The sequence below is a fragment of the Chromobacterium subtsugae genome (assembly GCF_001676875.1).
GTDB classification, from domain to species: domain Bacteria; phylum Pseudomonadota; class Gammaproteobacteria; order Burkholderiales; family Chromobacteriaceae; genus Chromobacterium; species Chromobacterium subtsugae.
On sequence record NZ_JYKA01000015.1, the window covers coordinates 68,711 to 82,035 of the forward strand.

Below are 13,325 nucleotides of genomic sequence, written 5' to 3' on the forward strand. Positions count from 1 at the left end.
CCCTGCCCGCCTCAGGGCTTGCTGGCGGCGTGGATCGCCAGGGTGCCCAGCAGAGTGGGAATCTGCCGGACCAGCCGCACGCCGGCAAAACCGGTTTCGCCCATCAGCCGGGGCAGCACGCCTTCGACATTGCCCTGGGTAGTGGCGAAACCATCCAGCCACTGCACCGGATAGAACAACGCGCGCATCAGCCGGTTTTGCGGCACGCCCCAATCGGCGACATATAACTCGCCGCGCGGCTTCATCACCCGTTGGATCTCCACCAGCGTGCGGCGCTTGTCCTCGGTGTCCAGATGGTGGAAAAACAGGCTGGACAAGACCCGGTCGAAGGCGTTGTCCAGATAGGGCATGGAAAACGACATGCCTTGGCGAAAGGCCAGCCTGGCGCCCGCCCGTTCCGCCTTGTCCGTCGCCAGGCGCAGAATGCGCCCGTCGCCGTCCAGCCCCTGCACCAGCAGGCCCGGCGCGCGCAGGCTGGCCGCTATCGCCAGCGTGCCGGTGCCGCAGCCCACATCCAGCACCCGGTGTCCGGGCCGCAGTTGCGCGGCGTCCAGCAACGCGTTTTTGAAATGCTTCTCCCGGGCGGTAAGCGCCACCAGCGGATCGTAAAGCGCGGTCAATGCCGAAAAGCGCAGCGCATGGATATATTGCCGCCTGGATGAAGCCATCGGTGTTCTCCTGGTTGACCGGCCACGGCCCGGAACCCGGCCCGGACGCGCGACAGCCTCCTTACCCTAGCCGACCCGCGCTTGCCGACAAACCGTCTGAATGGCCACCCTCCCCCTGTCGTCAGGCCACTTTTCACGCCGCGGCCGTGGCGAAGGCGCAACAGAAGCGGCGCTCGCGGCGCGACACCGCCCGCGTCCCTGGCACCTGCTGCCGGCCAGCGCGTGGTTTTCCGCCATTTCCTGTCGACGCCATTCCGCCGCCGCGACGGCCCCGAAAAAAATCTCACGCCGCAAAGCCAATAACGACGCGGCTTTCCTTGGTTTCAGACAAAGTCAAGACTTGAACTACGTCACCCCCACCACTAGAATTTGGGCATCTAAAGCGCTGCGGACAGCACATCTTGTGTTTACCCACAAACAGCGCACAGCTTTTCAACAAAATTGTCCACAAGCCGACCTGCCCTCAAGAACGCAGCGCGGCCGGGCCTAAACTTCTCTTTATCGAGGGATACATGCAATTGACCACCTTTGAAGGGCAAACCGCCGCAGAACTCGGCCGCGCCGCCGCGCCGCAAGCCGATTTCAGCCTGTACAAGACCATTCGCCGCAATGGCGCGGTAGTGCCGTTCGAGCCTGTCAAAATCTCCATCGCGATGACCAAGGCCTTCCTGGCCGTGGTTGGCCAACAAGGCGCCACCTCCGCCAGCATCCGCGACAAGGTGGCCCAACTGACCGAACAGGTGGTCAATGCGCTGATGCGCCGCAAGCCCGAAGGCGGCGCGATCCACATCGAAGACATCCAGGACCAGGTCGAACTTTCGCTGATGCGCTTCGGCGAGCACGATGTGGCCCGCGCCTACGTGCTGTACCGCGAACAACGCTCGCAAGAACGCGCCGCGCGCGGCGAGGCGCTCACCCAGGTGCAGATCAACGTGCTGCGCAAGGATGGCCGCAAACTGCCGCTGGACGTGGCCCGCCTGCGCGGCAACATCGAAGCCGCCAGCAAGAATCTGGCCGGCATCGACGTCGACGCCATCCTCGGCGAAACGCTGAAGAACATCTACGACGGCGTGCCGGAAGAGGAAGTGGGCAAGTCCGCCATCCTGGCCGCCCGCTCGATGATCGAGCAGGACCCGGCCTACGATTACGTGACCGCCCGCCTGCTGATGGGCAACATCCGCCTGGAAATCCTGGGCGAAGCCGTGGGCCAGGACGAAATGGCCGCGCAGTATCCGCACTATTTCGCCAGCTTCATCAAGAAGGGCATCGCCGCCGAGCTGCTGGATGAAAAGCTGGCCGAATACGACCTGAAGAAACTGGGCGCCGCGCTGGATGCCGAGCGCGACCTGAAATTCGGCTACCTGGGCCTGCAAACCCTGTTCGACCGCTACTTCCTACACATCGACGGCACCCGCATCGAAATGCCGCAGGCCTTCTACATGCGCGTCGCCATGGGCCTGGCGCTGAACGAAGTGAACCGCGAAGACCGCGCCATTGAGTTCTACAACGTGCTGTCCAGCTTCGACTTCATGTCGTCCACCCCGACGCTGTTCAACTCCGGCACCCGCCGCAGCCAGCTGTCCAGCTGCTACCTGACCACCATCGCCGATGACCTGGACGGCATCTACGAAGGCATCAAGGAAAACGCGCTGCTGTCCAAATTCGCCGGCGGCCTGGGCAACGACTGGACCCCGGTGCGCGCGATGGGCTCGCACATCAAGGGCACCAACGGCAAATCGCAAGGCGTGGTGCCGTTCCTGAAAGTGGTCAACGACACCGCGGTGGCGGTGAACCAGGGCGGCAAGCGCAAAGGCGCGGTCTGCGCCTACCTGGAAACCTGGCACGCCGATATCGAGGAATTCCTCGAACTGCGCAAGAACACCGGCGACGACCGCCGCCGCACCCACGACATGAACACCGCCAACTGGATTCCGGACCTGTTCATGAAGCGCGTGATGGAAGGCGGCGAGTGGAGCCTGTTCTCCCCGTCCGAAACCGCCGACCTGCACGACCTGTACGGCCGCGCCTTCGAAAAGGCCTACACCGCCTACGAAGCCCGCGGCGAGCGCGGCGAGCTGAAAGTCTACAAGCGCATCCCGGCCCTGAGCCTGTGGCGCAAGATGCTGACCATGCTGTTTGAAACCGGCCATCCGTGGGTGACCTTCAAGGATCCGTGCAACATCCGCAGCCCGCAGCAGCACATGGGCGTGGTCCACAGCTCCAATCTGTGCACCGAAATCACCCTGAACACCAACGACGACGAGATCGCCGTTTGCAATCTGGGCTCGGTCAACCTGGCGGCGCACCTGAAGGCCGACGGCAGCCTGGACGGCGACAAGCTGCAGCGCACCATCCGCATCGCGCTGCGCATGCTGGACAACGTCATCGACATCAACTTCTATCCGGTGAAGAAGGCGCGCAACTCCAATCTGAAGCACCGCCCGGTCGGCATGGGCGTGATGGGCTTCCAGGACTGCCTGCACATCAAGCGCGTGCCCTATGGCTCCAACGCCGCCGTCGAATTCGCCGATGAATCGATGGAAATGGTGGCCTACTACGCCTACCTGGCCTCCACCGAGTTGGCGGAAGAGCGCGGCCGCTACCCGTCGTACAGCGGCAGCCTGTGGGACCGCGGCGTGCTGCCGCACGACAGCATCAACCTGCTGGCGGCCGAGCGCGGCGGCTATCTGGAAGTGGACCGCACCGAACGCATGGACTGGAACCTGCTGCGCGACCGCATCAAGCAGTTCGGCATGCGCAACAGCAACTGCCTGGCCATCGCGCCGACCGCGACCATCGCCAACATCATCGGCGTGTCCGCATCCATCGAGCCGACCTACCAGAACCTGTTCGTGAAATCCAACCTGTCCGGCGAATTCACCGTCACCAACGAATACCTGGTGCGCGACCTGAAAGCCGCCGGACTGTGGGATGAAGTGATGGTGGCCGACCTGAAATACTTCGACGGCAGCCTGGGCCAGATCGACCGCGTGCCGGCCGAGCTGAAAGCCATCTACGCCACCGCCTTCGAACTGGATCCGCGCTGGTTGGTGGAAGCCGCTTCGCGCCGCCAGAAGTGGATCGACCAGGCGCAATCGCTGAACCTGTACATGGCCGGCGCGTCGGGCAAGAAACTGGACGAGCTGTACAAGCACGCCTGGATCAAGGGCCTGAAAACCACCTACTACCTGCGCACCCTGGCAGCCACCAGCGCCGAGAAATCCACCGGCCGCGGCGGCGAGCTGAACGCGGTGTCCAGCGGCAACAGCCAGCAGGCTCCGGCCGCCGAGGTGGACAACACCCCGGCCACCGACGCCAAGTTCTGCAGCATCGACAATCCGGACTGCGAATCCTGCCAGTAAGGCGGAACCCTCGCCCCAAGACAAACGGCTACCCTGATGGGTGGCCGTTTTTCATTCATGGCCCGCAGCGCCTGCCAGAACGCTGCGCGGCGATAGTGATGCGGCAAAGCCCAAAAATTCGCGCCTGCCGCCGTATCGGCATGAACAGCCTAGTCTTACATGCCCCTTTCGCTTCTCCCGCAGCCATGCCGAACCGGCATAGCCCGCGCCAAGCCAGGCTTCCGCCGGCATCCTCTTCCCGCCGGCTCTGCAATCGCGACACAAGATTCGCTTAATCACGCGGAGCCTGTCACTCCGCCGCTGGCGCGGCGCCGCCCCGAAAATAATGACATTGTAATTTAAATTAAAGATCAAAATAATAAATGTCTGCTCTTTAATTTAAATGATTAAGACAATGCTTCATTAAAATTTCAATACAAAAACGCTTAGCCATAATTAGAGCATTTCTACCACACCACCCCTGTCCTAAAGCACAGCCAAACTGACGTCAAACTGTCACTTCTCCAGTCATGGCCGCCAAGCCTACCTAACTCACATCGATTTCAACACATCAGCAAAACTAGATATTTCCTTTTTTATCAATGATCTGTATGTCCAACCATGGACATTCACGCCACGCCGCGCAATGAGATCGTCATGAAAACAGGGGAATTACAATGTCGTACATACCTGTTTTGGCATGCGGTATCATTTACTCGTCATTGGCAGAAAATTTAATGCTGAAAACAAAAAATAGTACAAAGTCATTTTTATGCAGCCAAGCCACAACCCTATTTGACCGCAATGAGATAAAGCAAAGAAATAAATTCATCGAAAAAACAATTTGAATAAAAACAATATCAGGAAGAAGCAAACCGGATCACCCCTTTTACTATGCCGCTAGCAAATCGGCCCAAATAATGGCGCAATCCTCATGAACCATCCGCAACCGTCCCAACCGACCAGCGCTTCGGAAAATCGCCTCCTCCCGTCGCGCCAACCAGAACGCGTCGCCATCATCGGCGCAGCTTGCCGCTTCCCCGGCGCCAACAGCCTCCAGGCGCTCAGAAACCTGCTGCTGGAAGAACGCGAAGCCGTGGACCAGATCGCCATAGACCGCGGCGCCATCGCCGCCGACGGCGTGAGCCGGGCCGGCCTGATCGACCCGCCGGATGGTTTCGACCCGCCTTTCTTCGGCATCGCCCAGCGCGAAGCCAATCAGATGGACCCGCAGCAACGCCTGGTGATGGAGCTGGCGGTGGAAGCGCTGGAGTCCGCCGGCATCCCGCGCGCCAGCCTGGCCGGCAGCCGCACCGGCGTCTACATCGGCATCTCCACTTTCGACTACAGCCGGCTGCAGATGAACGAAGGCCAGGATCTCGACCTGTACGCCGGCACCGGCAACGCCTTCAGCATCGTCGCCAACCGACTGTCCTACTTCCTCAACCTGGCCGGCCCCAGCCTGGCGGTGGACACCGCCTGCTCGTCGTCGCTGACCGCCGCCCACCTCGCCGTCCGCGCGCTGCGCGCCGGCGAAATCGACCTCGCCATCGTCGGCGGGGTCAACCTGCTGCTGGCGCCCGACCTGATGAAAGTGTTCGCCGGCGCCAAGATGCTGTCGCCCGACGGCCGCTGCAAGACTTTCGACGCCGCCGCCGACGGCTATGTGCGCGGCGAAGGCGCCGGCATCGTCATCCTCAAGCGCGCCAGCCAGCTACAGCCGGAGAGCGAACGCGCGTTGGCGCTGATCGCAGGCAGCGCGGTCAACCAGGATGGCCGCACCAACGGCCTCACCGCCCCCAGCGGCCCGGCCCAGGTCGGCGTGATCCGCGACGCGCTGGCTGACGCCGGACTGCTCCCCGCCGATATCGACGCGGTGGAGTTGCACGGCACCGGCACCCCGCTGGGCGACCCGATCGAAGCCCAGGCGCTGGGCGAGGTTTTCGCCGCGGATCGCGAACAACCGCTGGCGGTCGGCTCGGTCAAGACCAATATCGGCCACCTGGAGGCCGCCGCCGGCATCGCCGGCCTGCTCAAGGGCGTGATCGCCCTGCGCGAGGCCAAGCTGCCCAGCTCGCTCAACTTCCGCCAGGCGAATCCGGACATCGACCTAGCGCGGCTGAAGCTCGCCGTCGCCAGCGCGCCGGTCGCGCTGCCGTCCGCGCGCCGCCCCGCCCGCATCGGCGTCAGCAGCTTCGGCTTCGGCGGCACCAATGCCCACCTGATACTGGAGACCGCCCCGGCGCAACCGCCGCGGACGGCCCATGCCGACGATGCCGCCAGCTGGCTGCTGCCGCTGAGCGCCGCCTCCGCCGACGCCCTGCGCGCGCAAGCCGCCCAATACGCGGCGCTGCTGGAGCGATCCGGCGGCGCCGCGCTGGCCGACATCGTCCACACCGCCGCGCGCCACCGCGACCATATGGACCACCGGCTGGCGGCTCATGGCGATCGCGGCCAGTTGATCGCCGCCCTGCGCGCCGCGGCCGGCGGCCAGACGCATCCCGGCTTGTCGCTGGGCCGCCGCCCGGCCGCCGGTGCCCGCAAGCTGGCGCTGCATGGCGCTGCGCCGGAACTGCGCGCAGCGCTCGCCCAAGCCGGCATCGCCGCGGACGCCGAACTGGAGAGTTCGTCGCCCGAGGCCTGGCAACAGCAGTTGCCGGGCCGCTGGGACATCCTCGCGCCCAGCCATGGCGAAGCCGCCGCGCTGCCGGAAAGGCTTCGGCCGCTGGCCGCTCCCGCCGACGCCATGGCCGCGCTCGGCCTGCTCTACGCCTACGGCCACGAACTGGACTGGCAGCGGATCCAGCCGGCCGGCGCGCTGGCCGAACTGCCTGCCTATCCGTGGCAGCGCCGCCGCTGCTGGTACGGCGACCAAGGCCTGGCCGCGCGCGTCACCGACCGCCCCCGCCATCTGCTCGCTCTGGCCGCCGCCAGCGCCGAAGCGCTGTCCAGCCAAGCCGCGCAAGCGCTGCAAGACTGCGCCCAACTGCCGCCCGACGCCTTGGCCGACTTCTGCCATGCCGCCAACGCCGGTTTGGCCAAGCAGCCCTGGCGCGCCAGCGTCGGCGCCGCCGACTCCGAAGAATTGCGCCGCGGCCTGCAGCAACTGGCCTCCCGGCCCCAGCCCGCGCCCGCGCCGGCCGCCGAGCCCGGCGTGGTGTTCCTGCTGACCGGCCAGGGCAGCGCGCTGGCCGGCGCCGGCGCCGAACTCTATGCCAGCCATCCCCGCTTCCGCGACGCCATCGAACACTGCTCCTCCCTGCTCAAGCCGGTGCTTGACGTTTCCTTGTCGCGGCTGCTGTTCGACCGCGTCCGCGGCGACGCGCTGCTGCAGAACACCTGCTACGCGCAGCCCGCCTGGGTGGCGCTCAGCTGGTCGCTGGCCCAGCTGTGGGCCGACTGGGGCGTGCGCCCGGCGGCGCTGCTGGGCCACAGCCTGGGCGAATACACCGCCGCGGCGCTGTCCGGCATGGCATCGATAGAACAGATCCTGCCGCTGGTGGCGGCGCGCGGCGCGCTGATGCAGGAAACCGCCGGCGCGGCCGGCATGGTCGCGGTGAAGGCTTCGGCGGAGCAACTGCGCGAGCTGGTCGCCCCCCATGCCGGCAGCCTGGCGTTGGCCGCCGACAACGGCCCCGCCAGCTGCGTGCTGTCGGGCGCGTCCGACGCGCTGGCCGAGGCGCTGAAGGCGCTGGACGCCCAAGGCATACGCTGGCGCACGCTGGACGTCTCCACCGCCTTCCATTCCCCTCTGCTGGACCCGGTGCTGGAGCGGATGGCCGCGCTGGCCGCGCCGATAGACTGGCAGCCCGGCACGGTGCCGGTGATTTCCAACCTCAACGGCCTGGCGCACGCGGCAGCGCCCGACGCCGCCTACTGGGCGGCGCATGCCCGCGGCACCGTGCAGTTCCGCCAGGGCGTGCAAACCCTGCTGGCGCAAGGCCACAGGCTGTTCCTGGAGCTGGGCCCGCGGCCGACGCTGAGCGCGCTGGGCCGCGCCGCCAGCGGCGAGCTGGCCGTCAACTGGCTCAGTTCGCTCGACGGCGCCGGCAACGATTGGCAAGCCATGCTCGACAGCGCGGGCGCGCTGCACAACGCCGGCGTCAACCTTGACTGGAGCCGCTTCGACCAGCCCTACCGCCGACGCGCCCTGCCGGCCCCCGCCGCCCGATCCTCCATTCCATCTTCGCTGGAGCCATCCATGCCACAAGTCAACAGCTCTCTGGATCCCCGATCCAATCCGTCGACCTCCGACGACCACGTGCGGCAAGTCCGCGCCGACCTGGTGCGGCAAATCGCCAAGGCGCTGGGAGAGTCGGAGGCCGACCTGCAAACCGACCGCCTGTTCATCGAAATGGGCGCCGACTCCGTGATGCTGGCCGAGGCGATGCGCGGCATCCAGGCCAGCTACGGCGTCAAGATCAGCGCCCGCCAGCTGCTGAACGAACTGAACACCATAGACCGCCTCAGCGTGCACCTGGCCGAGCAAACCGCGCCGCAGGCCGCCCCGGCGGCGGCCGCGCCTGCGCCGGCCATCGCGCTGCCGGCCCACGCCGCGGCGGGCGACATGAACGCGCTGTTCCAGCAACAGCTGAACCTGGTGCAGCAGGTGATCCACAGCCAATTGGCCGCGCTGGGCGGCGCGCCGCAAGCCGCGCCGGCGCCGATTCGCCCGGTGGCCGCGGCCATCGCCGCCCTGCCGGCCGCGCCCAGCAGCATCCCGGCGGCAAAAGCCGCGCCGGCCCGCGCCGCCGGCTCCGCCCAGTCCCAGCAGCAGGCCGCCCACTTTGCCGCCTTTTCCCAGGCCTACATCGCCCGCACCGCCACCTCCAAGCGCCTGGCCGACGAACGCCGGCAGCGGCTGGCCGACGTGCGCGCCTCCGCCGGCTTCCGCCCCACATTGAAGGAAATCGTCTACCCGCTCACCGGCAACCGCGCCGACGGCGCCCGGGTCTGGGACGTGGACGGCAATGAGTACATCGATATCTCGATGGACTTCGGCGTCAACATCTTCGGCCATGGCGCGCCTTTCCTGAAAGCGGCGCTGCACGAGCAAGCCGAAAACAGCCTGGCGCTCGGCACCCGCTCCACCCTCGCCGGCGAAGTGTCCACCATGCTGTGCGAAATGACCGGCATGGACCGGGTCCTGTTCTGCCAGTCGGGCAGCGAATCGCTGATGACGGCGCTGCGGCTGGCGCGCCTGTTGCGCGACCGCTCGCGGGTGGCGGTGTTCCGCAAGTCCTACCACGGCCACTTCGACGGCCTGTTGGGAGACCGCTCCGCCATCGGCGACGCCACCGAGCCGGTGGCGCCCGGCATCCTCCCCAACTTCGTCGCCGACCTGCTGATGCTGGACTACTGCGACGACGCCGCGTTGCAGGCGATTGAAGCCAACGCCGATCAACTGGCCGCCGTGCTGGTGGAGCCGATCCAAAGCCGCGTGCTGGACGCCCAGCCGCGCGAATTCCTGCACAAGCTGCGCGAAGTCACCCGCCGCCACGGCATCCTGCTGATTTTCGACGAAATGATCACCGGCTTCCGCTGCGCCCCCGGCGGCGCGCAGGAAGTGTTCGGCGTGGAGGCCGACCTGGTCACCTACGGCAAGACCATAGGCGGCGGCGTGCCGATGGCGGCGCTGGCGGCGCGCGGCTCGCTGCTGGACGGCATAGACGGCGGCATCTGGCGCTTCGGCGACGACTCCGCACCCGACGCCGGCACCACCTTCTTCGCCGGCACCTTCAACAACCACCCGCTGGGCCTGGCGATGGCGCACGCGGTGCTGAAGGAGCTGAAACAGCGCGGCCCGGCCTTCCAGCAGTCGCTGACCGAACGCACCCGGCAGCTGACCGAACGCCTCAACCAGTACTTCCAGGCCGAGAAGCTGCCGCTGTCGATGATCCACTTCGGCTCGGTGTTCCGCTTCAAGCACGCCGGCAATCTGGACCTGTTCTACTACCATCTGCTGCACCGCGGCCTGTTCGTCTGGGAAGGCCGCAACTGCTTCCTGTGCGACGCGCACGGCCAACAGGAGATCGACTTCATCGTCGACAGCGTGATCGATTCCGTCGAAGCCCTGCGCGCAGGCGGCTACCTGCCGGCGCGCCCGGCCGGCACCGGCCTCGCCGCCGGCGAAGCGCCGCTGTCCGACACCCAGCGCCAGATCTGGCTGGCTTCGCAGCTGGACGCCTCCGGCGCCGCCGCTTATTGCGAAACCGTCGCGCTGGAGCTGGGCGGCCGCATCGAAGCCGCCGCGCTCCAACGCGCCCTGGCCGAGCTGTCGGCCCGGCACGAGGCGCTGCGCACCACCGTGCACGGCGACAAGGGCATCCAGCGCGTCCACGCCGAACTGGCCATCCCGCTGACGCTGGGCGAAGGCGGCGACGGCGCCGACTGGCTGCGCGCGTTCTCCGCCACGCCCTTCGCGCTGGAAAGCGCCGGCCCGCTGCAAGCCGGCCTGTTCCAGCTTGCCGACGGCAAGCCGGTATTGGCGCTGCGCGCCCACCACATCCTGATAGACGGCTGGTCGCTGGCGCTGATTCTGGAAGAGCTGGGCGCGCTGCTGGACCCGGCCGGCCGCGCCGCGCTGGAAGCGGCGCAGCCGTTCCGCCGCCAGCTGGAATGGCTGCTGTCGGCGCGCGACGAGCAGGCCGAAGCCTTCTGGAGCCAACGCCTGGCCGACGCGCCGGAAGCCTTGCCGCTGCCGCGCGCCAACGCCGGCGACGATGGCCAGCAGGCCCGCTGGCAGGGCGAGCGGCTGCGGCTGCCGGTGCCGGCCGGCACCGCCGACGCGCTGACCCAGCTGGCCGTGCGGCAGAAGGCCACGCTGTTCACCACAACGCTCAGCCTGACGCTGGCGCTGTTCCACACCCTGTTCGACCGCGACGACATCCTGCTGGGGGTGCCGACCCACGGCCGCCTCGACGGTCTGGAGCGCATGGTGGGCCAGGCGGCCCAGATCATGCCGTTGCGCTCGCGCCTCGCGCCCGGCGCGCGCTTCGAGCAACTGCTGGAAACGGTGGACTTTGAACTGGAGGCGATGTCCGACCACCAGGCCTACCCGCTGGCGCGCCTGCTGGAGCCGGTGCTGGCCGGCGGCGAGCGCCCGGGCGCGCTGACCGTCACCTTCAACCTCGACCGCGTGCGCCAGAGCGATTTCGCCGGCCTGCCGGTCACCTTGCTGGACGCGCCGGTGTCCGGCGTCAAGTTCGACCTGGCGATCAACCTGATGCAGACGCCCAAGGGCTGGCTGCTGGACCTGGACTACCAGAGCCGCCGCTACCGCCGCGAAGACATCCAGCGGCTGGCCGAGCGCTGGCTGGACTGGGCCGCGCGCGTCGCCGCCGACCCGGCCGTCGAACTGGAGCGCGCCAACCCGCTGCCGGCCGCCGAGCTGCAGCAGGTGCTGCGCGGCTTCAACGCCACCGCCAACGGCAAAACCGCGCTGCCGGTGCCGCAACGCATCGCCCGCCAGGCGGCGCTGACGCCCGACGCCATCGCCATCACCGCCGACGGCCGCCATATCGACTACCGCACGCTGGACCTGGCGGCGCGCACCATCGCCAGCGAATTGGTCAACCACGGCGCCGGCCCGGAGAAGATCGTGGCGGTGATGCTGCCGCGCTCGGCCGAACTGGTGGCCTCCCTGCTGGGCATCTTCTACACCGGCGCCGCCTACATGCCGATAGACCCGGACGAACCGGCGCTGCGCCGCGAGGAAATCTTCGCCGAGACCCAGCCCATCGCGCTGGTGACCGATGCCGCCATCGCCTCGCGCCTGGCGGTGGACTGCCCGGCCATCATCGTCGAATCGCCGGAAGAGCTGGCCGCCGGCTGGCCCAGCACCGCCGATGCCTGGGTCAACCCGGCACCCGTCGAAGCCGGCGACCTGGCTTACGTGATCTACACCTCCGGCTCCACCAACAAGCCCAAGGGCGTGCTATGCACCCATGGCGGCCTGGCCAACCTGATGGAGTGGACCACCGAGCGCTTCCCGCTCGACGCCGCCGACGCGGTGCTGCAAAAAGCGCCGTACACCTTCGACATCTCGCTGTGGGAGCTGTGCTGGCCGCTGCTGACCGGCGCCCGCCTGGTGGTGGCGCCGCCGGAAACCCACCGCGATCCGGACTACCTGGCCCGGCTGATCGCCGCTGAACGCGTCACCGCCGCGCAATTCGTGCCGGCGATGCTGGAAGCCTTCGCCGCCACCCCGGCCGCGCGCGAATGCCGCTCGCTGCGCCACCTGTTCGCCGGCGGCGAGGCGCTGCTGCCTTCGCAATGCATCGCGGTGCGCGAACTGGGCTTGCCGGGCCTGGAGCTGCACAACCTGTACGGCCCCACCGAAGCCACCATCCTGGTCACCCATTACACGCTGCGCGCCGGCGGCCGCGGCGCGGTGCCCATCGGCTACCCGATCGCCAACACTTCGCTGCGCATCGTCGACAGCCGCGGCCGCCCGGTCGGCGTCGGCATCGAGGGCGATCTGCTGATCGGCGGCGTCCAGCTGGCGCGCGGCTACCTGAACCGTCCGGAGCAGAACGCCGCCGCCTTCATCGAAACCGTAGCCGACGACGGCGCGCCGCTGCGGCTCTATCGCTCCGGCGACCGCGCCCGCTGGCTGGACGACGGCGCCGTCGAATACCTGGGCCGCGTCGACAACCAGGTCAAGCTGCGCGGCCTGCGCATCGAGATCGGCGAGATCGAGCACGCGCTGCGCGCCCACCCGGCCATCCAGGAAGCGGTGGTGGACCTGCGCGGCGACAGCGCCGCCACCCAGCGGCTGCTGGCCTGGATCGTGCCGCGCCAGCAGGCAGAAGCCCTGCCGGCCGGCGACTGGCAGCAGGCGCTGCGCGAATACCTGGCGCAAAGGCTGCCGATCTACATGATCCCGGCGCAATTCGCCGCGCTGGCCGCGCTGCCGCTGAGCCGCCACGGCAAGATCGACCGCGGCGCGCTGATCGAGCCGCGCCCCGACGCCGGCGCCGTCCAGGCGCCGCGCAACCCGGTGGAAGCCGAGCTGCTCGACTACGCGCGGCAGAACCTCGCGCTGGAAATGGCCGGCGTGGAGGACAACTTCTTCGTCGCCGGCGGGCAATCGCTGGCCGCCGCGCAACTGGTCACCTGGGCGCAGCAGCGCTTCGGCGCGCGCCTGGCGCTGAAGGACTTCCTGCTGAAGCCGACGCTGGCGCAGCTGGCGCTGCTGATCAGCCAGGCTGGGCCGGCCTCCGCTGACGACGAAGGCGGCTTGCGCAGCCGCGAACGCCGCCGCGTGCGCCGCGATCAGATCGAAAACGAAACCCTGGGCGGCGCCGACAAATGA

3 protein-coding genes are annotated in these 13,325 nt (G+C 67.6%); 2 read left to right on the forward strand and 1 reads right to left on the reverse strand.

Features of this window, described 5'->3' with window-relative positions; genetic code table 11:
* Positions 1-11: 11 nt before the first annotated feature.
* Entirely contained in the window at positions 12-668 is a 657-nt protein-coding gene (locus MY55_RS16710) for a class I SAM-dependent methyltransferase (RefSeq protein WP_043573392.1), read from the reverse strand.
* 512 nt (positions 669-1,180) lie between these two features.
* On the opposite strand from MY55_RS16710, the gene MY55_RS16715 reads away from it, so the two are divergent.
* Together MY55_RS16715 and MY55_RS16720 are read left to right on the forward strand one after the other, a co-directional pair.
* Positions 1,181-4,030, forward strand: coding sequence for a ribonucleoside-diphosphate reductase subunit alpha (locus tag MY55_RS16715; protein ID WP_043573390.1), 2,850 nt, complete (start codon positions 1,181-1,183; stop codon positions 4,028-4,030).
* 913 nt (positions 4,031-4,943) lie between these two features.
* Positions 4,944-13,325: a hybrid non-ribosomal peptide synthetase/type I polyketide synthase gene (locus MY55_RS16720; protein WP_065202742.1), complete on the forward strand. Its 8,382-nt coding sequence runs from the start codon at positions 4,944-4,946 to the stop codon at positions 13,323-13,325.